Raw genomic sequence first — 23,710 nt, 5'->3', positions numbered from 1 at the left:
TGGAGATCTTCTGACGGATCGACAGATTCCGGTGAGGGCCGTCCTGACGGAAAGGCTCCGGTTCGCTCCCCTATGGCGTAACCGGAGTCTGTATGCACGGCCTTCACATCTTGACGTGCCTCCGCCGATTGCGCGACATTGAAACTTGGCATCCGGCGCTTCGGGGGGCAAAGTCGCCAATGCAGAGCTTCACTGATCCCACCGGTCTCACCGATCCAACTGGCGTGAGCGAGCTGACCGATCTGTCTGAGCTTTCCGAATCCGACGAGTCCTCCGGGCCCCGCGCGCCCGGCGGGGCCGCCGCCGCGGCCCGGGAGTACACCACCGCGGGCGGGATGCCGTCGGCCGGGGACTCCCTCCCCATGATCGCGGGGGCCGCGACGGCCATCGGGGGCGTGGGCGCCGCGCTCGCGCTCGCCGACATCGGCTCGCCGCTGCGCGCGCCCTTCACCCTGTTCTTCCTGATAGTGGCGCCGGCGTGTGCCGTCGGGACCGCCCTGCGCGGCCTCGACCCGCTCAGCCGGGCCGTGGTGGCGGCCGGCGGCGCCGTCGCCGTCGACCTGCTGATCGCGCAGGTCATGCTCGCGCTGCACGCCTGGACAGTGCGGGGTGGCGTCGCCGCGGTCGCGGCCGTCAGCCTCCTGCTGTTCCTGCTGGCCCACGCGCGGCACCGGCGGGGCCGCGCGGCGAAAAACCGGGCTTCCTGACGTGAACATCAGTGTGTACCGCCCCGGCGAGCTCACCGCGGCGGACCGGGCGGCCTGGTCCGCCTTGCAGTCGCGGGCCTTCGAGGACGGCTCGCCGCAGCTGGCGAACCCCTTCCTGGCACCGGAGTTCGCCATGGCCGTCGGCCGCTGCCGGCACGGGGTGCGGGTCGCGGTCGTACGGGAGGAGGGCGAGCCGGTGGCCTTCTTCCCCTACCAGCGCTCCCCGCTGGGCGTGGGCCGGGCCATCGGCCTGGGCGTCTCGGACGCCCAGGGGCTGGTCCACCGGCCCGGATTCCAGTGGGACGCACGGGAGTTACTGCTCGCGTGCGGGCTCTCGGTATGGGAATTCGATCACCTGGTGGAGGGCCAGAAGCCCTTCGAGGCCGGCGCCTCCGGGTCGTACGGCTCGCCCGTGATCGACGTCGAGCAGGGCTTCGACTCCTATCTGGCGGCACTGCGCAAGCAGTCGCCGAAGTTCACCCGCACCACCCTCGCCAAGGAGCGCAAGCTCGGCCGGGACCTCGGCGAGGTGCGCTATGTGCACGACGAGCGCGACCCGGCCGTGCTGCGCACCCTGATCGGCTGGAAGTCCGCGCAGTACCGAAGAACGGGGCGCAGCGACCGCTTCGCGCGTCCCTGGATCTCCCATCTGGTGGAACAGCTCTTCCACACCCGCGGCGCGTCGTTCGGCGGGCTGCTCTCGGTGCTCTACGCCGGCGAGCAGCCGGTCGCGGCGCACTTCGGGCTGCGCTCGGGCCCGGTGCTCGCCTGCTGGTTCCCGGCGTACGACCCGGCGTTCGCCAAATACTCGCCGGGTCTGGTGCTGCACCTGCGGATGGCCGAGGGGGCCGCGGCCACGGGCGTGGCCTATCTGGATCTGGGCCGCGGCGACAAGGCGTACAAGAACTCCCTCAAGACACGCGAACTCAGCGTCTCCGAGGGGTGGGTGACGCGCCATCACCCCGTCGCGCTGGGACACCGGGCCCGGCGCGCGCCGGTGCGGGCACTGCGCAACACCGTGCTGGCACGACCGGAGCTCTTCGAGCAGGCGGACCGGCTGCTCAAGCGCATGGGGCGGTTCCGCGAAGGGAGTTGAGGGCGCGGGCGCGCGCCTCCGAGTGCGCCGCCTACGGCGCACTCCGTCAACCGGGCGTATGAAACGGGCGCAAAAAACACCCAAAGGAGGAGTCACCGCACCAGCTCTTGCCATACAGTCTCAAGCATCAATACCGTCGTACATCCACCCGCATCGGCCCATCAGTTACAGCGGCTCAAGGGGAGGGCTCAAGCGCCGCGATGGTGTCGGAGGCGGGGCGCGGTGGGGGGTGCCGCGTTCGGTAGTCACGGTCGCAGGGTCGCACGCCACGCGACCGGTCTTCGTTGTCAACTCTCCCTGTCCGTACGGTGCTTCACGCAGTGGCGGGCGAGGCGAGTACCCCCTTTTCGAACCGGATCAGCCATTGGACCGCCGGGGGGCGGTCCACCGGACGAGAGGGAAATCCGACTCATGAGTTCTTTCCTTCGCCCTGCGACAGATCAGGAGCCGGCGCCGCCCGCCGGCCATTACCGCCCGGTGAGCTCTCACCTGGCGATAGCGCCCCCGGTGAGCGTGGTCATCCCCGCCATGAACGAGGCGGAGAACCTCCCGTACGTCTTCAAGACGCTGCCGGCCTGGATCCACGAGGTCGTCCTCGTGGACGGCAATTCCACCGACGACACCATCGCCGTCGCCCGGGGCCTGTGGCCCGACGTCAAGGTCGTCGAGCAGCGCGGCAAGGGCAAGGGCGACGCCCTGATCACGGGTTTCGCCGCCTGCACGGGCGAGATCATCGTGATGGTCGACGCGGACGGCTCCGCGGACGGCAATGAGATCGTCACCTATGTCTCCGCCCTCGTCGGCGGCGCGGACTTCGCCAAGGGGTCCCGCTTCGCCAACGGCGGCGGCACCGATGACATGACACCGATCCGCAAGCTCGGCAACCGCGTCCTGTGCTCCCTCGTCAACCACAAGTTCGGCGCCCGCTACACCGATCTGTGCTACGGCTACAACGCCTTCTGGAAGCACTGCCTCGATGAAATCGCCCTGGACTGCGCGGGGTTCGAGGTCGAGACCCTGATGAACATCAGAGTCGTCAAGGCCGGACTGCGCGTCCAGGAGATCCCCAGCCATGAGTTCGTGCGCATCCACGGCACCAGCAATCTCCGTGCCGTGCGCGACGGGCTGCGGGTCCTGAAGGTCATTCTCAAGGAGCACGGGGCCCGTCGCCGGCGCCCGCACCGCCTCGCCATCGCGCCGGCGGCCAACCGCAGGGAAGTCTCTTGAGCAGCAGCCCACCCCCTGGCCCCCCGGCCGGCGCACCGGACGTCTCCGTGGTCATCTGCGTCTACACCGAGGACCGCTGGGACGACATCCTCGCCGCGGTGGCCTCGGTGCGCGACCAGTCCTGGCCCGCGCTGGAGACCCTGGTCGTCGTCGACCACAACGACGCGCTGCTGCGCCGTCTCGCCAAGCGCTACGGCGACGACGGCGCCGGTGCGACGGCCGGGGTGCGGGTGCTCGCCAACACGGGCCCCCGCGGCCTCTCGGCGGGCCGCAACACCGGCATCGCCGCCTCCTCCGGCGAGGTGATCGCGTTCCTGGACGATGACGCGGTCGCCGAGCGGGACTGGCTGCGCCACTTCGCCTCGGCCTACACCGACCCGCGCGTGATGGCGGTCGGCGGCCGTACGGAGCCGGTGTGGGAGTCGCGGCGCAGGCCGGCCTGGTTCCCCGAGGAGTTCGACTGGGTCGTCGGCTGCTCCTACCGCGGGCTCGCGCCCGGCCAGGTCCGGGTGCGCAACATCCTCGGCGGCAACGCCTCCTTCCGCAGGTTGGCGTTCACCCTGGCCGGCGGGTTCGCCAGCGGCATCGGCCGGGACGGCGACCGGCTGCCGCTGGGCGGCGAGGAGACGGAGCTGTGCATCCGGCTGACCCGGGCCGTGCCGGAGGCGGTGCTGCTGATCGACGACCGGTCGGTGATCCACCACCGGGTGCCCGCCGCGCGGGAGCGCTTCCGCTATTTCCGTCAGCGGGCGTATGCCGAGGGGCTGTCCAAGGCCCTGGTCACCCGGAGCGTGGGGACGCGCTCCGGGCTGGCCTCGGAGCGCCGCTACACCACGCGCGTGCTGCCCGCGGGCGTCGCGCGCGGGGTGCGGGACGCCCTGCTCGGCAGGCCGGGGGGCGCGGGCCGGGCCGGGGCGATCGTGGCCGGGCTCGCGGTGACGGTGGGAGGCTACGCCCTCGGCACCCTGCGGGCCCGTCGCGGCGGTGCCCGGTTCGCGGTCGCGGCGGTGGCCGGGGGCGGCACACCGGCCGAGGAGCCGCACGGTGGACACGGTCCGAACGGCCCGGCAGCGGGCCCTCCCGCCGAGGAGGCCACCGCATGAGCGCGGAGACGGTGCCGATACTGATGTACCACGCCGTGGCGGAGACCCCCGCGCGCGAGACGTACGGCCTGTCGGTCTCCCCCGAGTCGTTCGCGGGGCAGATGCGGCTGCTGGCCGAACGCGGGTTCACCCCGCTGACGGCCGAGCAGCTCGCCGCCGCCTGGCGGACCAGCGCCGTGCTGCCGCCGAAGCCCGTCCTGATCACCTTCGACGACGGTTACGAGGGCGTGCACCGGCACGCCCTCCCCGCGCTCGTGGAGCACGGCTTCACCGCGACGCTCTTCGCGTCCACGGGGTGGCTGCGCGGGGAGCACGAGACGGGCGGCGCGCTCGACCTCATGCTGACCTGGGACCAGGTGCGGGAGCTGGTCGCGGCGGGGGTGGAGATCGGCGGGCACAGCCACACCCACCCGCAGCTCGATCAACTGGCCGATGAACGGCTGTGGTTCGAGGTGCAGCGGTGCCGGGAGATCCTTGCGGGTGAGCTGGGGCGCCCACCGGTGTCCTTCGCCTATCCCTACGGTTATTCCGACCGCCGGGTGCGGCGCACGGTCCGGGCGGCGGGCTTCAGCGTCTCGCTGGCCGTGGGCAACACCCTCGCCGCGCGCCCGCAGGGGCCGTACGCCCTGGAGCGGGTCACGGTGCGGCGCTCGACCGGGCTCGGCGAGTTCGCGCGGCTCGTCGAGGGCCGGTCACTCGGCCGGCTCTTCGTCCGGGACCGCACGCTGACCAAGGGGTACGCCATATATCGCAGAACCCGACAAGTCATCAGGAAGGCAAGCGAAGCCCGTGTCTGACACGTCCACCCGCACCGAGGAACGGGAGACGGAGGGGCCGGCCGGCCGCAGGCTGCGGCTGCCGGGGCGGGGCGGCGGAAGTCCGCTGTTCCGCAACGCCTTCGCGCTGATGCTCAACACGGGCATCAGCGCCGTCCTCGGTGTGGGTTACTGGCTGGTCGCCGCCCGGTACTACTCCGAGGAGGCGGTCGGCCAGGGCTCCGCGGCCATCGCCGCGATGAAGCTCCTGGCGGGGCTCACCGCGGTCACCCTGACGGGGGCGCTGGCCCGCTTCATCCCCACGGCCGGCCGGACGACGGGGCGGCTCGTCTTCCGTACGTACGCGGGGAGTTCGGTGGTCGTCGCGCTGGCCGCGACGGTCTTCCTGCTCACGCTCAACCTCTGGGGCCCCTCCTACCGCTTCCTGCACGGGCCCCTGCACGGCTTCGGCTTCGTCATCGCGGTCGCCGCCTGGTCGGTGCTCACCTTGCAGGACGGGGTGCTGACCGGGCTGCGCAGCGCCTTCTGGGTGCCGGTGGGCAATACGGTCTTCTCGGCCGTGAAGCTGGCCCTGCTGGTGGGGGTGTCGGCGGCGCTGCCGACGTCCGGGGTGTTCGTCTCCTGGGTCGTCTCCATCGGTGTCTCGGTGCTGCCGCTGGGGTGGCTGGTCTTCCGGCGGCTGGTGCCCCGGCATGTGGCGGCGACCGAGGCGACGGCGCGGACCGCGTCGTACCGCGAGATGGGGCGCTTCCTCGCCGGGGACTACACGGGGTCGCTGTTCTCGCTGGCCGTGGTCTATCTGGTGCCGGTGATCATCGCCTCGCAGGTCAGCTCCACGGACAACGCGTATTTCTACATCACCACCACCATCGGCGGCACCACCAACCTGCTCGCCATCAACATGGGCGCCTCCCTCACGGTCGAGGGCTCGCACGACCCGGCGCGGCTGGCGGAGAACTGCCGGGCGGCGCTGCGCCGGATGGCGAAGATCATGGTGCCGGTCTGTGTGCTGCTGTTCGTCCTCGCGCCGTACATCCTGCGGGTCTTCGGCCAGGGCTACGCGGACGCGGCGACGCCGCTGCTGCGCTGGTTCGCGGTGGGGGCGGCGCTGCGGGTGGTCATGGAGACCTATTTCGCGGTGCTGCGGGCGCAGAGCCGCACGGCCGGACTCGCCTATCTCCAGGGCCTGTTGTGCGTCCTGGTGCTGGGCCTGACGCTGCTGCTCCTGCCCCGGATGGGCCTCACGGGCGCCGGGGTCGCGGAGATCTCCAGCCTCGCGGTGATCGTCTCCATCTCCGCGGTCAGGCTGCGCAGGATCCTCAAGGCAGCGACGCCGCGGGCCGTCCCCCCGGTGGCCTACGCCCCCGATGTGGCGCCCGACGGTGACCTCGCGGATCTCGCGGCGCGCGGTGACCGGCGGGACGCCCCCGGCGGGACGCGCCCGGCCCGGCGGGGGCTCGGGCGGGCCTTAGCGGCCCGGACGGCCTCGGACGGCGGGCGGCGCGATGGGCGGTACGGCACGCGCTGGGCGCTGAGAGCGGCGCTCGACGCGGACACGATGCCCCTGGGGGTGCGGTTGGACTTCGACCACTTGGAGCGGCGCCCCGATCTCCGGCACACGCCGGACGGGATGGCGCTGTCCTCGGTGCCGCCGCCGCTGCCGAAGCCTGCGGACGCCGCCCCGGCCGAGGCGGAGCCCGGGCCGGCGGCACCGGCCACGACCGCCCCGGCCGAGGCGCGGCCCGCCGAGGGCCAGGCGGCGCCGCGGCCACCCGTAGCGAAGCCGGCCGCGGAAGGGCCACTTCCCCGCCCGGCCGGCCCCTGGTGGCGGCGGCCCGAGCCGGGGATCTGGCTGCTCCTCCTCGGTGCCCTCGCGCTCTACTGGACCCCGCTGGCCTCCCTCGGCGAGTCCGGCCTGGACGGCATGGGCGGGCTCGGGCTGGTGTCCGTGCTGCCCGTGGCGACGCTGGTGGGCGCCGCCCTGCTGATCGTGTCGTTCGCCGCCGCCCTGGGGCTTGCCCGGCAGCGCCGGTGGCTGCTGACCGCGGTGCTGCTGCTGACCGTGGTCTCCCTGCACGCCGCGCCCGCCGTGCTGGAGGCGCAGCCGCGCTTCGCGACGGCCTGGCAGCACCTGGGGTTCATCGACTTCATCGACCGCGCGGGGGTGGCGGCGCCCGACCTCGACGCCCGCTGGAGCTGGCCGGGCTTCTTCGCCGCCGCCGCGTTCGTCGCGCGGGCCTGCGGGGTGAGCGACCTCTCCGGGGTGCTGCGCTGGTGGCCGCTGACCGTGCAGCTGCTGAGCCTGGCACCGCTGGCCCTGCTGCTGCGGGCCGTGCGGGCGGGGTGGCGGGCGAAGTGGACGGCGGCCTGGCTGTTCGTGCTGTGCGGCTGGGTGGGCCAGGACTACTTCTCGCCGCAGGCGCTCAACTACCTCTTGTATCTGCTGTTCGTGGCCGTGCTGCTGGTGTGGTTCCGCTGGCCGCGGCAGCTGCGCGGGAAGCTGCTGCCGGGCGAGGCGGAGGTCGCGCCCGCGGGCCGCGGGGAGCTGGGGGTCCTGCTCGCGGTGGTGCTCGCGGTGTTCGCCGCGTCGGTCGCGAGCCACCAGCTCACCCCGTTCGTGATGCTGGGGGTGGTGACCGCGCTGGTCGTCACCCGGCGCTGCACGCTGCGCGGGCTGCCGCTGCTGTGCGCGGTGATGGTCGCGGTGTGGGTGGGCTTCCTCGCGGAGCCCTACTGGTCGGGCCACTTCGACGAGCTCTTCGGCGGCCTGGGCTCCCTGGGCGGCAATGTCTCCTCGTCGGTCTCGGGCCGCATCGAGGGCGGCAGCGCCACGCACAAGCTGGTGCTGTACGTCCGGGTGGCGCTGGCGGGCGGGGTACTGGCGTTCGCCGCGCTCGGGTGGTGGCGCCGCCGCCGCTCCGGGATCGGCGACGTGGCGCTGCTGCTGCTCACGGCGGTGCCGTTCCTCGCGTTCGGGATGCAGTCGTACGGCGGTGAAGTCGCCCTGCGTGTCTTCCTGTTCGCCGTGCCGGGCGCCTGCGTCCTGGCCGCGCTCGCGCTCTTCCCGCGCACGCGCGCGACGGCGCGCAGCGGCGTGCTGGGGCCGGTGGCCGCACTGGTCGCCGGGCTCGTCCTCGTCTTCGGCTTCCTGGTGGCCCGCTGGGGCAACGAGTCCTTCGAGCGGGTGCGGCCCGGCGAGGTCGCCGCGATGAACTTTGTGTACGCGCACGACAAGCCGACGGTGCACCTGCTGTGGATGAGCAACGACACCGTCAAGAACGTCACGCCCGCCATGCCCTGGGGCAGCCGCGACATGGAGCGGGTGCTCTACGACCCGACGCTCGCGCCCCGCGACCCGGCGCGGGTGGACGACCTGGTGGCCGCGCTGCGAAAGGCCGGGCCCCGGGCGTACATCATGGTGAACAGCGGCCAGTCGGTCTATCTCCAGCTCGACTCCGGCTACGCGCCGGACTGGGATGCCCGGGTGCGGCACGCCCTGGACGGCCGGCCGGAGCTGCGGCGGGTGCTGTCCAACGACGACGCGGTGCTCTACGCACTGAAGAACCCGCCCGCGGGCGAGGCCCCACGGCCCCGCCCGGGCCCGCCCGGCCCGATCGTGACGTGGACACCGGTCTCGGTGATCGGTGCGCTGGCGGCGGTGGCGCTGCTGCTGCTCCTGTCCGCGCGCGAGGTGCTGCGGGTGGTGGGCCGCCCCGGAGTCCGCCAGCTGCGCTGGCTCCAGAGCTCCTACTGGTTCGCGCTGCCACTGCTGGTGGTCCTGCTGGTGTCCCTGGTGACCCGCATGGCGACGATCTCGTAGGCCACCCGTTCCCCGGGACGGGCCCGAGTGGTCCGGCCCGAGCGGTCCGGCCTGAGGGGTGGTCAGCCCAGCCACCGCACCTCGTACGGCCCGAGGTCGAGCGTGTGGCCGTCCACCGTCGCGGTCAGCGCCCGGTTCTGCGTGTTCACGGCCAGGATCGTGGTGTCCGACGCCAGGGTGCGTACGGTTCCCGCGTCCGCCCCCGTGACGTCCACGGAGTGGAACCGCGTGCCCGCCGGGAAGGACTTCGCGAAGCGTGCCAGCAGGTCCAGCATGGGCAGTGCGGTGCCGCCGTCCGGCAGTTCGGTGCTGCGCCACAGGCAGCCGGGGCAGTCGGCTGTTCTCGACTCCGGGTTCCAGTAGAACGCGGTCGCGGCCCCGGCCCCGGCCAGCTGCTGCATCGCCACGGCCTGCACGGCCGTGCGGTGCTCCTCCGTCCAGCCGTTGCGGTTGTCGTTGGCGTCGGGCGGCTCGACGTACCACTCGGACCACCACACCGGCAGGCCGGTGGTTCTGGCCAGCCAGGCGGTCACGTCGGCGAACTTCCGGGTGGCGCCGAACTCGTCGGGCAGCAGCCGGTCGTTCTCGCGCGTGTAGCTGGCCCCGTCGACCGAGACGAAGTCCGCGCCCTTCTTGTGCGTATTCCAGTAGGAGATCGCGTCCACGGAGCGCTGGTCGACCGAACCCCAGGCACCGCGCAGGGAGGAGGCGTTGGTGGCGTTGTCGGGGGGATGGCTGTCCACGTTGATGTAGGGTCCGCCGACGAGATTGCGGGCGTTCTGTCTCTTCAGCTCCGCGTAGACCAGGTTGTAGAGCTGGGTGTAGCCCTCGTAGTCCCAGCGGTTCCTGGACTCGTCGAAGAAGCCCTTGAACTCGTTCCACACGACGAAGTGGCGGACGTCCGGATAGCGCTTGGCGATCACGCCGACGAGCTGGGCGAAGTCCTTGTAGTGGCTGGGCAGCGGCGCCTTCTCCAGGGACTTCTGCGACCAGTCGGTCGCGCCCGCGGTGCCGCCCTTCATCCAGTCGGGTGCGCAGCAGAGCGTGAGGACGGGGGTCGCGCCGGTCTTGCGCATGAGGGCGACGCGCCGGTCGAGGTCCCCGAAGTTGTACGTGCCTGGCTTGGGTTCGGGGTTGTCCACACCCCAGCCCATGATGTGCTGGTTCTGCGGCAGGGGCGCGCCCGCGAGCAGTTTGGCCGCCGCGGCGCGGGCGCCGTCGTCGCCGTGGTCGGCGCTGTACTGGGTGTGGGTGAAGCCGAAGCCCAGGGCGGCCGCGCCGCCACCGCCCCGGTCGCCGTCCGAACCGCCGGGCCCGCCCGGGCCGCCGGATCCGCCACCGCCGTCCCAGCCGCCGCTGAGGACGGCGACCAGCACCACGAGCGCCAGCACGCCGCTCACGAGCAGTGCGGCGACCCGCCACCGCCCTGTCCGAGAGAAAAACGCCCGAGGTGCCCCATGACGTGCCATCACGGGCAAGGGTATCCACGGGTGGACCGATGTGCGGCGGCTTCCGCGCGAACACGGGCGCAACCGGGAAAAACCTGTGTGCGCAAGAGACTCCGGTGCCGGATCATGGGCGGCATGTGCGCCGATGTCCGTCCCGAAGCCAGGAGGCAGATCCTGCCCACCGCCCCGGCCCCCACCCCCGCGGAGAAATCGCTCCCGCTCCGGCTGAACGTGGACGACAGCGATTCGCCGTCCGATGTCATCGACGCGCTGTTCCTGGGCCGGTTCGCCACCGGGGAACAGCCGTACGCGCGCAGCCGTTCCGTGGACCGTGTGAAGCCCGGCGCCTCGCTGCTGCCGCCCTCGGCGAGCGTGGTGCGTGCCGCGCGGGACGAGGACCGCAGCGCGACGCTCGCCGAGGGCGACGGGTGGACGTTGCTGATCTCCCGCTGGAACCGCGGCGCGGACGTGTCCGTGACGGCGGTCAGCGACGACCTGGCCGGGAAGGTGCTGGGCCAGGCCGTGGACGACGCGGAGGACGAGCCGGAGCCGCAGCCCGAGCACGTCACGATGGGGTTCTGGTACGTCTCGCCCCGGCGCGGCCCGCACCGTACGACGCGGCAGATCTCGGCCGGCACCTGGCAGGAGGTGCGGCCCAACTACACGGCGCCGGTGGCCGACGCGATGGACCGGCTGATGAAGGTCACCCCGGACGACATCGCGGGCCGGCTGCTGCTCCTGCACGGTCCGCCGGGCACCGGCAAGACGTCCGCGCTGCGGACGCTGGCCCGGTCGTGGCGTGACTGGTGCCAGGTCGACTGCGTGCTGGACCCGGAGCGGCTGTTCAACGACGTCGGCTATCTGATGGACATCGCGATCGGCGAGGACGAGGGCTCGGCGAAGGGCCGTTGGCGGCTGCTGTTGCTGGAGGACTGCGACGAGCTGATCCGCGGCGAGGCGAAGCACACGGCGGGGCAGGCGCTCTCGCGGCTGCTGAACCTCACGGACGGGCTGCTCGGGCAGGGCCGCAATGTCCTGGTCGGGGTCACCACGAACGAGGATCTGGAGCGGCTGCACCCCGCGGTCGTCCGGCCGGGCCGGTGTCTGGCGCGCATCGAGGTGGGCCCGCTGACGCGCAAGGAGTCCGTGGCCTGGCTCGGCCGGGAGGAGGGCGTGGGGCGGGACGGCGCGACGCTCGCGGAGCTCTTCGCCCTGCGGCGGGGGACGGGGCCGGCGTCGGTGCCGGCGCAGCACGACGGGCAGGACGCGGGGCTCTATCTCTGAGCGTTCCGCCGGACGTACCGTGATGTGCCGTCGTTCGTCCGCGGCGCCGTCGTGGCCGGTCGCGCCCCCGCGGCGGAGCCGCACATCGACGCCTCCCCGCGCCCCCGCACGGCGCTGCCGGGCCGCGGTGGACTTCACCCGGCCTGCTCAAGCGCTTCCCCGGCCGCCTCAGCCGCCGTACGTGGCGCGCAGCGCGTCCTCGGCGGCGGCCAGGGCGGCGGCGCGGTCGAGGCCCAGCCGGTGCGCGCGCTGCGCGAAGGCGGCGGCCGCGGCCGCCGCCTCCCGCGCCGCCGTGTCGCCGGGCGCCGCCACGAACGTGCCGTGGCGGCCCCGGGTCTCGGTGACTCCGTCCGCTTCGAGCGCGCGATACGCCTTGGCCACCGTGTTCGCCGCGAGGCCGAGTTCCTCGGCGAAGCCCCGTACGGTCGGGAGCTTGTAGCCGACGGGCAGTGCGCCGGAGCGGGCCCGCTCGGCGATGCCGGCGCGGATCTGCTCGAAGGGCGGCTCGGCCGCGTCGGGGTCGACGGTCAGGTGCAGGGCCACGGTGGGACTCCCGGTTCGGCGAAGGGTTGTGTCACCCATTGTGCGTCAGGCGGTCCCACCGTGCCCGGGTGGTGTCAGAGCTCCAGCGACGCGCCGTAAGTGGTCAGCCAGGTGTCGAGGCTGAGGACGAGCTCGGTGGTGGACTGGAAGGCCGCGCCGGTGCCCTGGGTGAGCGAGCCGGTGACGGCCACGGTGTCCAGCAGGGCGTGGACGGGCTTGTTCCGGTCGGCCAGCACGCGGCGCAGCTCCGCGCGCAGGACGTCGGGGTAGCGGGGGTCCTGGCTGCTGGGGTAGGGGCTCTTGACACGGTCGGCGACGGAGGCGGGGAGCAGGTCGCGGGCGGCGGCGCGCAACAGGGACTTCTCGCGGCCGTCGAAGGTCTTCATCGCCCAGGGGGTGTTGAAGACGTACTGCACGAGGCGGTGGTCGCAGAAGGGCACGCGCACCTCCAGGCCGGTGGCCATGCTCACGCGGTCCTTGCGGTCGAGCAGCAGCTGCACGAAGCGGGTGAGGTGCAGATAGCTGATCTCGCGCATGCGGGCCTCGAGGCCGGTCTCGCCCGCGAGCCGGGGGACCTCGGCGAGGGCCTCGCGGTAGCGGTGCTCGCGGTAGCCGGCGAGGTCGATCTTGGTCAGGAGACCCGGGTCGAGGAAGTGGGTGCGGTCGCCGCTGCCGTCGCCGGAGACGGTGTCGAAGATGCGGGCGGTGAGCCAGGGGAAGGTGTCTCCGTTGACGGCCTCGGCGTCGTGGAACCAGCGGTAGCCGCCGAAGACCTCGTCGGCCGACTCGCCCGACAGCGCGACCGTGGAGTGCTCGCGGATCGCCTTGAAGAGGAGGTAGAGCGAGGTGTCGACCTGGCCGAAGCCGACGGGCAGGTCGCGGGAGCGCAGCACGGCGTCGCGGTTGCCGCGGTCCATCAGGGTCGCGGTGTCCAGGACGATGTCGGCGTGGTCGGCGCGTACGTGCTCGGCGAGCGCGTGCGCGAACGGGCCGTCGGGGGTGCCGCGCAGGTCGCTGGCCTTGAAGTTCTCGGTCTGGCCCGCGAAGTCGACGGCGAAGGAGCGCACCGGGCCGTGGCCGCCGTCGGCCAGGCCCTTGGCGGCGAGGGCGGTGATGACGGAGGAGTCGAGCCCGCCGGAGAGCAGGGTGCACAGCGGGACGTCGGCGATGAGCTGGCGGGAGACGATGTCCTCCAGCAGCTCGCGGATGTGGCCGACCGTGGTGTCGAGGTCGTCGGTGTGCTCGTGGGACTCCAGTGCCCAGTAGCTGCGCTCGGTCAGGCCGCCGCGGCGCACCCGGACGGTGTGGCCGGGCCGCACCTCGCGCATGCCCTTGTAGATGCCGTGGCCGGGGGTCTTGGTGAAGGCCAGCATCTCGGCGAGGCCCTCGGCGTCGACGACCGGGCGGACGTCGGGGTGGGCGAGGATCGACTTGGGCTCGGAGCCGAAGATCACGCCGTCGCGGGTGGGGAAGTAGAAGAGCGGCTTGACGCCCATCCGGTCGCGGACGAGGAGGAGCTCCTCGGTGCGCGGGTCCCAGACGGCGAAGGCGTAGATGCCGTTGAGGCGCTCGGCGGCGGCCTCGCCCCATTCGAGGTAGGCGTGGAGCACGACCTCGGTGTCGCTGGTGGTGCGGAAGGTGTGGCCGCGGCCCTCCAGCTCGGCGCGCAGCTCACGGAAGTTGTAGACCTCGCCGCTGTAGGTGGTGGCGAGCAGGGTGCGGCCGTCGTGCTCGACGAGCATCGGCTGCTTGCCGCCGTCGAGGTCGATGATGGACAGCCGGCGGTGTCCCAGTGCGGCGTGGGTGTCCAGCCATATGCCGCCGGCGTCGGGGCCGCGGCAGATGTGGGTCTCGTTCATCGCGTCGAGCGTGCCGCGCGCTGCGTTGAGGTCCTGCTCGTAGGCGATCCATCCGGTGATGCCGCACATGCTCGCGATGCTCCCCTTCGCTGGGCCGCCCCGGCCGGTTCCGGGTGCGGCTGTCCCCGTGTGTGACAGGCCCGCCGTGATCTTCGCGGCGCGCCGCGAAGATCACGATACGCCTGCATAGATGCATTCACCATGCACGAACAGGGAAAACATTCAGACCGAACGGAAACCGGCGGTAACGCATCCCACCTGCGGGTATAGCGCATTGACACTTCGTCAGGTCAGAAAGTGGAACGTCGGTTCCGGGTGCATCAGGAAGTCGTGGTGCGAAATGTTCCAGGCGTACGCGCCCGCCATCGCGAAGGCGATCCGGTCCCCCACCCGCAGTTCGGCGACGGGCACCTGCCGCGCGAGTACGTCCTTGGGCGTGCACAGCTGCCCGGTCAGGGTCACGGGCTCGTCGAGCGCGGCGGGACGCGGCCAGGCGCGCGGCCACTCCTCGACCGGCAGCACGGTGAAGGGCTGGTCGTGCGCCTTGGCGGCGGGTGTGCGCAGGTGGTGGGTGCCGCCCCGCAGGACCGCGAACGCCTCCCCCTGGCTGTGCTTGAGGTCCAGGACCTCGGTGACGTACCAGCCGCAGTGCGCGGCCAGCGAGCGGCCGGGTTCCGTCCGCAGGGTGAGACCGGGGTGCGCGGAGGCGAGTTCGCGCAGGCCCGCGCCGTAGGCCCGCCAGTCGAAGCGGGTGTGCGGGCGGACGTAGTCGACGGCCATCCCGCCCCCGACGTTCACCTCGCTCAGGGCGATCGCGTGCCGGCCGGCCAGGGACCGCGCCCAGCTCACCACCCGTGACGCGACGGCGAGATGCGCCGCCGCGTCGAGCCCGCTGGCGAGGTGGGCGTGGACGCCCCGCAGCCGCAGCCGACGGCCGCGCAGCAGCGGAATGCAGGCTTCCGCCCGGTGCGGGTCGAGGCCGAAGGGACCGGGACCGCCGCCCATGGCCAGCACCGCGCCGTCCAGTTCCCCGCTCGCGCCCACGGGGAGGTTGACGCGCAGGAGTACGTCGGCGGGCGCGGCGCCGGGCCGCTCGTCGGCGAGGTCCGCGAGCAGCCTCAGCTCGCTCTCGCTCTCCACGTGGAAGCGCTCCACGCCCAGTTCGAGGGCGAGCCGCAGCTCCTCCTCCGTCTTGCCGGGACCGCCGAAGGCGAGCGGCAGGCCGGGAACCTCCGCTCTGACGTGGGCCAGTTCGCCACCGGAGGACACCTCGTAACCGTCGACGTGCGGGGCGAGCGCCCGGAGGATCCCCGGCGCGGGGTTGGCCTTGGCGGCGTAGTACAGCTCGACGCCCTCCAGTGCGGCACGCACCTCGCGGGCGTGGGCGTCGAGCGCGGTGAGGTCGTGGACGTACGCGGGCAGTTCGGTGCCGGGCAGGCGGGCGGCGAGCCCGGCGACGCGGGGGGTGATCACGGTGCGGTGCTCCAGGGTTCGGTACGGGCGTCGCGGGTGAGCGTGGACAGCAGGTCCGGCACGAGGGGCGAGGCGAGGCGCACATAACCCGCGTCCCGGTCGGCCCCGCGCTCCCAGCGGGCCAGCAGATTGGCCTTGGCGGGCAGCGGCGCCCCGGCCACCAGCGCGCGCAGGAGCGGCGGTTCGCCGTGCGCGGCGGCGCGGGCGGCCAGGGTCCGGCGGACGGCGGCCCACAGCTCGGGTTCGAGGTGGGGGTGGAGGTCGGCGAGCGCCGCGAGCATCTCGGCGACGTGGTTGACGAGGAGGCAGTAGACCACCCGGTCCCAGCCGCGCTCGCGGTCGTACGTCAGGGGGCGGGCCACGTCCTGCGGCAGCGCGGCGAGGGCGGCGGCGTGCTGCCCGGGGAGCAGCTTGGTGCCTTCGAGGTCGCGGAAGAGCACCTGGCGGGGCATGGCGTCGGGGCCGAGGCCCACGACGACGTTCTGGAGGTGGGGTTCGAGGACGACGCCGTGGTCGAAGTAGGCCGCGAGCACGGGCGGCACGAGCAGTTCGAGGTAGGCGTCCCACCAGGCGAGCGCTCCGGTGGGCCCGGCGCCGGCCAGGAGCAGGCCGAGGTGGGCGCCGCCGGTGGGGTATTCGTCGGCGACGGCCGCCGCGAGCAGCCCGGTGAGGCCGGGGGCGAGCCGGGTGGCGAGGCCCTCGCGGACGATGACGCCGAAGCCCTCCGCGAGGTCGCGGCTGCCGAGGCCGAGGGTGCGGTAGCCGGGCTCGCGCAGCAGGTCGGCACCGGGGAAGCGGGCGGCCAGGGCGGTGGCGACGGGCTCCAGGAGCCGGGTGAGGGCGACGGCGCCCGACAGCTCGTACTCGGCGTTCTTGCGCAGGCAGTTGGTGATGCGGACGTTGAGGCTGAACTTCAGGAAGTCCCGGCCGTCGTAGAGGGTGCGTACGGACGCGGTGGGCGCGAAGCCGGCGCCGCCGGGCCCGAGGTCGAGGACGTCGCCCCGGGCGAGGGCGGCGCGCAGCGCGGGGTGGTCGCGGAGCATGGCGTACTGCCAGGGGTGCGCGGGCAGCAGGCGGTATCCCTCGGGCACAGGCCGCTGCCGGTCGAGGGCGGCCAGGGCGCCGTCCGTCGCCGCCTCCTCGCGCACGTGCGCGCGGCGTACGGCCAGGTGGTGCAGGGGGAACCGGGCGCGGTTCTCGGGGGCGTAGCGGTCCCAGTCACCGGCGGTGCCGGTGCGGGCCTTGGGGGTGGGGTGGAAGCGGTGACCGAAGAGCAGGGACTGCTCGGAGTCCAGATAGGCGTCGGCCCCCGCCGCACCGCGTGCGGCGCCGAGGGCGGCGGTCACCCCGGCGTGGCTGGCGGCCACCTGTCCGAGGAACTCGTCGTTGCCCACGCCCGTACGCAGCTCCAGCTCCCGGTGGACGCGCTCGGCGAACGCCTGCCAGGTCAGCTCGGTCCAGGTGTCGCCGCGCCGTTCGGCGACCGGCCCGGTGAAACGGTGGGCGCCGATGAGGGACACGCGCCGCAGCGCTACGCGGAGCTGTGTTCCGGTGCGGGGCAGGCGGAGCAGCAGCCTGCCGTCGGTGACGGCGGTCTGGTGCTCGGGTCCTGAGATCTCTCTGAGCAGGCAGTTGAGAAGGGTGTGGGTGACGATGTGATCGGCGGAGGTCAGGGCGGGGGGTGCGGTCATGTCGGGGCGGCTCCGTCGGGGCGGGTTCGCTGCGGGTTCGCTGCCGGGGCGCTGCGCTTTGCCGGCGGCTTGTTTTGAGTGCGGGTTCGCCGCGCTTTGCCGGCGGCTCGTTCGAGTGCGGGTTCACTGCCGAGTGCGGGGCTGTTGTCGCCTGCGGCGGGCTTTTCCCCTACCCCGCCCCTTCCCGAAACCGCCGGCTCGCGCCCCGGACCCCCGGCTGACCCGCCGTTGACTCCCCCGGCTACCGCTGGGAGGTGCCCCCAGCGGCGGGAGCGGCCTGCGGCCGCGCCCTCGATCGCTGGACGGGCTGATGGTGCGGGTTCACAGCCCCTGCGGCGGGCTGCCTCGAACTCGCCCGGCCACCTCCCCCCAGAAGTGTCCCCTCTGGCTGGCGGGTTCCTCATCCACCCGCCCCACGAAGGTGATTGGGTCCCTCCACCTAGTGCGCGGCCCGTAGGCGTCCTCGCGGAGGAGGGGGGAGAGGACGCGCTGGAGGAGCTCGTCCTCCGGTGCGGTGCTGCCGGTCAGGCCCACGACATGATCTCCCAGCGCCGCGCCGCCAGGAATTCCTCGACGGCGCGGTCGATCCGGCCCTGGTCGGTGCCGGTCGCCCGGATGACGCCGAGATAGTCGCGGTTGGAGCGGTGGAGCGGGTGCGCCTGGCCGGTCACGCGCAGCGGCCGGTACACCAGCCGTACGCCGTCGTGTTCGGTGTCGCTCGCCGGAGGCGCCGTGATGAGCGTGCCGCCGCGGTCGGCGCAGACGTACTCCACGCGCGCCCGGCCGTCCGTGCGGGCCCCCAGGCGGGCGGGCAGCCGCTCGCCGAGGTGGGTGCGGAGGATGTGCGCGAAGAGGGGGATGCCGAGGGCGTCGGCGAGCGCCAGGTCGCACTGGTCGCCGATGGCACGGTAGTTGACCTCGACGATGCGGGCGCGGTCGCCCTGCGCGACATATTCGGTGTGGCAGGCGCCGAACCCGACGCCGAGCGCGCGCAGTTGCCGCAGGGCGTCGGCGGCGTGCGGCAGCGGCGGGCCGGGCAGCAGGGTGAGCCGCTCCTCGATGAAGTACGGCAGGGGGGAGAGTCCGGTGCGGAAGGTGCCGAGGGTGTGCAGGGCGTGCCCGTCGCCGAGCGTTTCCAGGGTGTGCAGCGGGCCGTCCAGGTACTCCTCGACGACCAGCGCGGCGCCGGGCCGTCGCGCGCGTATCTCCCGGCAGCGGTAGGCGAGTTCCTCGGCGTCGCCGATCAGCGCCACATCCTCGCCGGCCACGCCTTCGCGCGGCTTGAGCACGCAAGGGAAAGGGATGCCGCCATGGGCGGGACCGGCCGGGTCGTCGTGCGGGCCCAGTTCGGCGGAGCGCACGGTGTCGGCGCCCGCCCCGGCGAGGCTCCGGCGCAGCAGTGCCTTGTCCTTGGCGCGGAGCGCGGCCTTCCAGTCCTTGCCGGGCAGCCCGAAGTAGTCGGCGGCCAGCGCCGCCTGGACCTGGAGGTGGTCGCTGTTGGTGAAGACGGCGTCGGGCCTCCCCAGCCGGTCGATCCGGCCGACGACCTCGCGGAAGTCCCGTACGTCGCAGGCCACGACGTCCGGTGGCGGCGACGCGCGGCTCGCGTACGCGGCGCGGTGGGCGTCCGGCTGATCGGTGAGCAGCGTGACGGCGAGCCCGAGCGCGGCGGCTGCGGGCAGGAAGCCTTCGGTCACGGAGTCGGTGGGGTTACGGGCGAGGAGGTGCAGACGCCCGTCCGCCGCGCCGCGCCGCGGGAGCGCGGCGGCGGGCGCGTGCGGCGCCGCCACGTCCGTCCGGCTGTGGGGGGCGCTTCGCGGAGCCACTGGTTCGACCACAGACAGACATTAAGTTAGGCGAGCCTAACCTTGTCAATCACCTTAAGGAATCGGTGTGTTATGTCGCGTTCATCCCCACGGCGGCGTCACCCCGGCAGCCCGGTCCTCCGATAGCGCGCCCGCCGGTCCGTCAGGCGTTCCCCCTGTTCACGCGCCGCGAGAGCGGACAGCTCGGCTCCGAGGACCACACCGAGACGCGCGAGGAAACCCTCCCCCTCCTCCACGACCACGTCCACGATGCCGTTGGCCGACAGGTCCGCGGCCCGCACCCCTTGCCGGTCGGCGACCTCGTACGCCCGGTCCGTCGTGCGGTGGAGGATCGCCGACGCGCCCTCCGGCGGCAGCGGCGACAGCCACGCGTGCCGGGCCGCGATGACGCGGTCGGCGGGCAGCAGGGCGAGCGCGGCGCCGCCCGCGCCCTGTCCCAGCAGCAGGCAGAGCGTCGGGGCGGGCAGGGTCACGAGGTCGGCGAGGCAGCGGGCGATCTCCCCGGCCAGCCCGCCCTCCTCGGCGTCCCGCGAGAGCGCGGCGCCCGCCGTGTCGACGACGGTGAGCAAGGGAAGGTCCAGCTCGGCGGCGATCCGCATGCCGCGCCGCGCGGCTCGCAGCCCGGCGGGGCCGAGCGCCTGCCCGAGGCCCGGTACGGCGCGTTCGCCCCGGTCGTGGCCGAGGACGACGCAGGGCGTGCCACCGACCCTGGCCAGGGCGAGCATCAGCCCGGGGTCGCGCTCCCCCGCCGCCGTACCGCTGAGCGGCGTCACATCGGTGGCGGCGGCCGCGAGCAGCTCCCGTACGCCGGGCCGCCCGGGGAGGCGCGACCGGCGGATCGACTCGGCGGTGGGGACGTCCTCGGGCGGGGCGGCCCCGGCCTCCCCGGCAGCCGCACCCGGCCCGGCCGCGGGATCCGCCGCGAGGGCCACGGGGAGCGCGCCCGGACTCCCGGCACCGGAGCCGGCCTCCCCGGCAGGGGGCTCGGCGGAGGCATCGGGCACGACGGAGGCACGGGGCTCGGCGGAGGCGCCGGGCACGGCAGAGACGCTGGGCACGGCAGAGACGCCAGGCACGGCGGAGACATCGAGCACGTCGGAAGCGCCGGGCTCGGAGCCCCTCGCCCCCGGACCCGCGTCGGACCCCGGCCCGGCGCCCGGCCCGTTCGCAGGGCCCCCGCCAGGGTCCCCGCACAGGACCCGCAGCGCCCGCGCCGCCACCCCCGAGAGGCGGGACGGGGGGAGCACCGCGTCCACCAGGCCGTTGGCCAGGAGGTTCTCCGCCACCTGGACGCCCGGGGGGAACTCCTCGCCGTAGAGCGCCTGGTGGACGCGCGGGCCCAGGAAGCCGATGAGGGCGCCCGGTTCGGCGGCGGTGAGGTGGCCGAGTGAGCCCCACGAGGCGAGGACGCCGCCGGTCGTGGGGTGGCGGAGATAGACGAGGTAGGGCAGGCCGGCGGCCTTGTGGTCGGTGATCGCGGCGGCGACCTTGACCATCTGGAGGAAGGCGACCGTGCCCTCCTGCATCCGCGTGCCGCCCGAGGCGGGCGCCGCCAGCAGCGGCAGCCGCTCGGCCGTGGCCCGCTCCACGGCCCGTACGAGCCGCTCCCCCGCCGCCACCCCGATCGACCCCGCCAGGAAGCGGAACTCGCAGGCCACCAGGGCCACCCGGCGCCCCTGGACCCGGCCCTCACCGGTGATGACGGACTCGTCGAGCCCGGTGCGCCCGCGGGCCGCGAGGAGGTCGGCGCGGTAGGCGGCGTCCTCGGTCGTCACCTCGACGGGCTCGTCCCAGCACCGCCAGCTGCCGGGGTCCACGGCGGCTTCGACGATCTCCAGGGCGGTCGCACGGGGGCTGTTCGCAGTCATGTGATCACCCTGCCACGCCCTCGCTCCCGTTTTCGAGACTCACCCGCGGCCCGTGCTGCCGCGTGCCCGGCTCCATGGCCGGTTCCGGACGGCCGTTGTTTCGCCGGCGACCACAGCGCACAGACTGTCGGGGCCGGAGGCGGCGGACGAGAGGGGCGAGCGGGATGGGCGAGGCCACAGGCACCGGCGCCACGGCGGTGGGCAGGACCCCGTTCGACGACCTCTACAACCGGCCGGACCCGCGGGCCTACTTCCGGGTGCTGGGGGCGCTGGGATACCGGACGCCCCACCATGCCCAGGCTCTCTTCCGGCGCCTGGCCGCCGACCGGACGGCGGGAGGGGGACCGGGGCCGGCGGGCGTGCTGGACATCTGCTGTTCCTTCGGCATCAACGCCGCCCTGCTCAATTACGACGTGACGTGGGACGAGCTCCACGCCCGCTACACCTCGCCCGAGGCCGAGAACCTCACCACCGCCGCGCTGATCGCCGACGACCGCGCCTTCTACGCCGCCCGCAGACGGCCCGACGCGGTGCCGGTGACCGGCCTCGACGTGGCCGCCCCCGCCCTCGGCTACGCGGTCGCGACCGGCCTGCTGGAAGAGGGCTTCGCCGAGAACCTCGAAACCGCCCCGCCCTCCCCGGCCCTGTGCCGCGCCGTGCGCCGCACCCGCCTGATCACGGTCACCGGCGGAGCGAGCTTCCTGTCCCCCCGCACGTTCCGGCCGCTCCTGGCCGCCGCCGAAGTCCCGCCGTGGGTGGCCGCTTTCGTGCTGCGGACCGGCTCGTACGACCACATCGCCGCGGCCCTGGCCACGCACGGGCTCGTCACCGAGAGGAGCACCGCCACCTTCCCGCAGCGCCGCTTCACCGACGAGCGGGAGCAGCGCTACGCGGTGGACGCGGTGGCGGCGGCCGGGGCGGACCCGCGCGGGAAGAAGACCGAGGGCTGTTTCCACACGTCCCCGCACCTGTCGCGGCCCCCGGCCGATGTGGCGGCCCTCCCGCTGGCGGCCCTGCTGCGGGACTGACCTCCGCCTGCCGTCAGGCGTCCGCGCCGAGCAGCCGCTCCGGTGCCGCCTGCCGCCAGGAGTCCACGATGATGTCGCGCAGTTCGCCCAGGTCCTCCAGCGCGGCGAGCCGCACCCGTACCCACGAGGAACCCGCCTCGTGCGGCGGGACCCAGAACTTCTCCGGCTCCGCGGCGATCAGCTCGGCGCGCTCGTGCCTGGGGCAGCGGACGGCGATGGACGTCTCGTCGTCGGGGACCGTGAGGTACATCTTCCCGGCGACCCGGAACGTGGGCATGCTCCACGCCTCCTTCTCCACCGTCTCCGGGAGAGCCATCGCGATGCGCCGGACATCATGGGAATCGATCACGGACCACACCTTAGACAGGCGTTCCGGTCAGCGCGCGCCGCGGGTGAGCAGCCCGGCGAGCCCTTCCTCACGGGCCAGCGCCTCCAGTGCGTCCAGCGCCTCGAGGGCCCGGTCCGCCGCCTCGGGGTCGCGGTCCCGCAGGCCGCTCTCCGCGAACTCGTCCTCGTCCAGGCGCAGCACCGTGCCGCCGTCCGCCGAGACCCAGAGGTCGAGGTCGAGATCCTCGACGACCAGGGCGCGGTCCCCGACGGCCGCGGGGCGGGTGATGTCGCAGTACCAGCCCTTCAGGGTGCCGTCGGCGGACCGGACCTCCTTGACCGCGTACCAGCGGTCGCGCCAGTAGTGCTCGGTGAAGACGTCGCCGTGCTCGAAGCGGACGAAGCCGAAGTCCCGGTCCGCCGCGCCCGCCCACGGGGCGCGGACGGCGAGGTGGGTGCCGTCGTCGTGGATCACGGTCGCGGGGTAGCGCGCCTTGGTCCGCGCCCTCTTCGTCAAGGTGACCGTCACGTCGCCGCCCGCCGTCAGGACTGCCATGGTGCTCTCGATTCCGCGCTGTTCGCCGTCAGGTCCGGCGGCAGCGTCTCCCGGTGGCGGGCGCCGGGTCCAGCGGTTTTCCGCGGGCCGCGGCGAAGGGCTTGGAGGCGCCCGGGACTTCGGCCGGGCGCCCGGTCCGCGAGCCGGTCAGCTCAGCATGGTCTTGCAGGTGGTCGGGGTGGCGTTCGCCGGGTCGAGGGCGTTGGCCGTCTCGTGGAAGGCGAGGCGGTCGATCGTGCCCAGGGTCAGGTGCAGGGAGATGTCGACCGGGCAGAGGTCCTGGACGACGACGTTGCGCACGTTCGGGCCGGAGAGGAAGGCGGAGGTGTAGGGGGTGACGACCTCGTCGTACTTCGTGGCGATCACGGTGTAGTTGACGCCCGGCACGGTGTCGCCGCCTTCGTTGAGGCGGCGCATGAAGTCCGAGCCGACGACCTGGTCGGTGAGGCCGGGGGTGAGGTTCTTGAGGACCCCGCGCGCGCCGGGGACGACGTCCAGGAGCTTGGTCAGGCCGGACAGCGTCGTGCCGTGGTTGTTGGGGGCGATGCCCACGAGGGTGCCCACCTTGGGCGCGCCGCCCAGGAACTTGAGGTAGTAGCGGGGCATCATCCCGCCCTGGGAGTGGCCCACGACGTCGACCTTGGAAGCGCCCGTCCGCGCCAGCACCGCGTCGACGAACGAGGCGAGCTTGCCGGCCCCCTCCTCGACCGGCCCGAGGCCGTAGAAGGCGGGGATGCCGAGCACCTGGCCGTAGTCGAAGGAGTAGACGCAGTAGCCCCGTTGGACCAGATACGGCGCGAGGGAGAACCAGGTGTCGGTGCCGTTCTCCAGCGTGCCGTGGACGAGGACGACGGGCCGCGGGTGCGCGGCCGACGGCTTGCAGGAGTCGTTGTTCCAGCCACTGGTGACCGGCGCGGCGTGGGCCGGGGTGGCCGTCGCGAGCGTCGGGGCGACGGCGGCCGCCAGGGTCAGCGCCAGTGCGGGCAGCAGGGCACGGAAGGGTCTGCGGCGCGGCTTCATCTGGACTCCTCACAGGTGGGGGGTGGGCACGCCGGACCGGCACCGGTGGGTGGGATTA

18 protein-coding genes are annotated in these 23,710 nt (G+C 73.4%); 8 read left to right on the top strand and 10 right to left on the bottom strand.

Annotated features, from left to right (window positions below; translation table 11 throughout):
• Nucleotides 1-224 precede the first annotated feature (224 nt).
• From ACH427_RS24335 to ACH427_RS24310, 6 genes are all read left to right on the top strand, one after another.
• Nucleotides 225-707 carry a hypothetical protein gene (locus ACH427_RS24335; RefSeq protein ID WP_398872454.1) on the top strand — a complete coding sequence of 161 codons (483 nt, stop codon included), beginning with the start codon at nucleotides 225-227 and terminating at the stop codon, nucleotides 705-707.
• Between the two features lies 1 nt (nucleotide 708).
• Nucleotides 709-1,803: a GNAT family N-acetyltransferase gene (locus ACH427_RS24330; RefSeq protein WP_398872452.1), complete on the top strand. Its 1,095-nt coding sequence runs from the start codon at nucleotides 709-711 to the stop codon at nucleotides 1,801-1,803.
• Nucleotides 1,804-2,214: 411 nt separating this feature from the next.
• Nucleotides 2,215-3,030 (top strand): glycosyltransferase family 2 protein, encoded by an 816-nt coding sequence (locus tag ACH427_RS24325; protein WP_398872450.1) that lies wholly within the window; start codon nucleotides 2,215-2,217, stop codon nucleotides 3,028-3,030.
• Nucleotides 3,027-4,133, top strand: a complete 1,107-nt coding sequence (locus ACH427_RS24320) for a glycosyltransferase family 2 protein (protein ID WP_398872448.1) — start codon at nucleotides 3,027-3,029, stop codon at nucleotides 4,131-4,133. Before ACH427_RS24325 ends, ACH427_RS24320 begins: the two co-directional genes overlap by 4 nt.
• A complete protein-coding gene (locus tag ACH427_RS24315) occupies nucleotides 4,130-4,930 on the top strand; it encodes a polysaccharide deacetylase family protein (protein WP_398872446.1) in 801 nt (266 codons plus the stop codon). Before ACH427_RS24320 ends, ACH427_RS24315 begins: the two co-directional genes overlap by 4 nt.
• Entirely contained in the window at nucleotides 4,923-8,729 is a 3,807-nt protein-coding gene (locus ACH427_RS24310) for a lipopolysaccharide biosynthesis protein (RefSeq protein WP_398872445.1), read from the top strand. The genes ACH427_RS24315 and ACH427_RS24310 overlap by 8 nt, the downstream gene beginning before the upstream one ends.
• A 62-nt stretch (nucleotides 8,730-8,791) precedes the next feature.
• Here ACH427_RS24310 and ACH427_RS24305 read toward each other — a convergent pair whose 3' ends face one another.
• A complete protein-coding gene (locus tag ACH427_RS24305) occupies nucleotides 8,792-10,198 on the bottom strand; it encodes a xylan 1,4-beta-xylosidase (protein ID WP_398872443.1) in 1,407 nt (468 codons plus the stop codon).
• Between the two features lie 114 nt (nucleotides 10,199-10,312).
• Here ACH427_RS24305 and ACH427_RS24300 point away from each other — a divergent pair, with 114 nt between their 5' ends.
• Nucleotides 10,313-11,461 (top strand): DUF5925 domain-containing protein, encoded by a 1,149-nt coding sequence (locus tag ACH427_RS24300; protein WP_398872525.1) that lies wholly within the window; start codon nucleotides 10,313-10,315, stop codon nucleotides 11,459-11,461.
• A 168-nt stretch (nucleotides 11,462-11,629) separates the two neighbouring features.
• Here the strand turns inward: ACH427_RS24300 and ACH427_RS24295 are convergent, their stop codons facing one another.
• From ACH427_RS24295 to ACH427_RS24270, 6 genes are all read right to left on the bottom strand, one after another.
• A complete protein-coding gene (locus tag ACH427_RS24295) occupies nucleotides 11,630-12,004 on the bottom strand; it encodes a GntR family transcriptional regulator (RefSeq protein WP_398872441.1) in 375 nt (124 codons plus the stop codon).
• A 74-nt stretch (nucleotides 12,005-12,078) separates the two neighbouring features.
• Nucleotides 12,079-13,932 (bottom strand): asparagine synthase (glutamine-hydrolyzing), encoded by a 1,854-nt coding sequence (gene asnB, locus ACH427_RS24290; protein WP_398872439.1) that lies wholly within the window; start codon nucleotides 13,930-13,932, stop codon nucleotides 12,079-12,081.
• Nucleotides 13,933-14,148: 216 nt separating this feature from the next.
• On the bottom strand, nucleotides 14,149-15,336 hold the full coding sequence (locus tag ACH427_RS24285) for a type III PLP-dependent enzyme (RefSeq protein ID WP_398872437.1): 1,188 nt from the start codon (nucleotides 15,334-15,336) through the stop codon (nucleotides 14,149-14,151).
• Nucleotides 15,333-17,027 (bottom strand): IucA/IucC family protein, encoded by a 1,695-nt coding sequence (locus ACH427_RS24280; RefSeq protein ID WP_398872436.1) that lies wholly within the window; start codon nucleotides 17,025-17,027, stop codon nucleotides 15,333-15,335. Before ACH427_RS24280 ends, ACH427_RS24285 begins: the two co-directional genes overlap by 4 nt.
• A 524-nt stretch (nucleotides 17,028-17,551) precedes the next feature.
• The gene (locus ACH427_RS24275) at nucleotides 17,552-18,817 is read right to left on the bottom strand and encodes an acetyl-CoA carboxylase biotin carboxylase subunit family protein (protein ID WP_398872524.1); all 1,266 of its coding nucleotides are present in this window, start codon (nucleotides 18,815-18,817) and stop codon (nucleotides 17,552-17,554) included.
• Between the two features lie 134 nt (nucleotides 18,818-18,951).
• Entirely contained in the window at nucleotides 18,952-20,721 is a 1,770-nt protein-coding gene (locus ACH427_RS24270) for a carboxyl transferase domain-containing protein (RefSeq protein ID WP_398872434.1), read from the bottom strand.
• A gap of 164 nt (nucleotides 20,722-20,885) precedes the next feature.
• On the opposite strand from ACH427_RS24270, the gene ACH427_RS24265 reads away from it, so the two are divergent.
• Nucleotides 20,886-21,749 carry a hypothetical protein gene (locus ACH427_RS24265; protein WP_398872432.1) on the top strand — a complete coding sequence of 288 codons (864 nt, stop codon included), beginning with the start codon at nucleotides 20,886-20,888 and terminating at the stop codon, nucleotides 21,747-21,749.
• A 13-nt stretch (nucleotides 21,750-21,762) separates the two neighbouring features.
• Here the strand turns inward: ACH427_RS24265 and ACH427_RS24260 are convergent, their stop codons facing one another.
• The 3 genes from ACH427_RS24260 to ACH427_RS24250 all read right to left on the bottom strand — a co-directional run bounded on the left by ACH427_RS24260 (nucleotide 21,763) and on the right by ACH427_RS24250 (nucleotide 23,652).
• Nucleotides 21,763-22,065, bottom strand: coding sequence for an MmcQ/YjbR family DNA-binding protein (locus ACH427_RS24260; protein WP_398872523.1), 303 nt, complete (start codon nucleotides 22,063-22,065; stop codon nucleotides 21,763-21,765).
• A 60-nt stretch (nucleotides 22,066-22,125) separates the two neighbouring features.
• A complete protein-coding gene (locus tag ACH427_RS24255; RefSeq protein ID WP_398872430.1) occupies nucleotides 22,126-22,632 on the bottom strand; it encodes a DUF402 domain-containing protein in 507 nt (168 codons plus the stop codon).
• Between the two features lie 147 nt (nucleotides 22,633-22,779).
• The gene (locus ACH427_RS24250; RefSeq protein WP_398872428.1) at nucleotides 22,780-23,652 is read right to left on the bottom strand and encodes an esterase/lipase family protein; all 873 of its coding nucleotides are present in this window, start codon (nucleotides 23,650-23,652) and stop codon (nucleotides 22,780-22,782) included.
• Between the last annotated feature and the right edge of the window lie 58 nt (nucleotides 23,653-23,710).

The organism is Streptomyces sp. NPDC020379 (genome assembly GCF_044387105.1).
In the GTDB taxonomy this organism is placed as follows: domain Bacteria; phylum Actinomycetota; class Actinomycetes; order Streptomycetales; family Streptomycetaceae; genus Streptomyces.
Note: the sequence above shows the minus strand (reverse complement) of the source record. Positions and strands in the feature narration are given on the sequence as shown.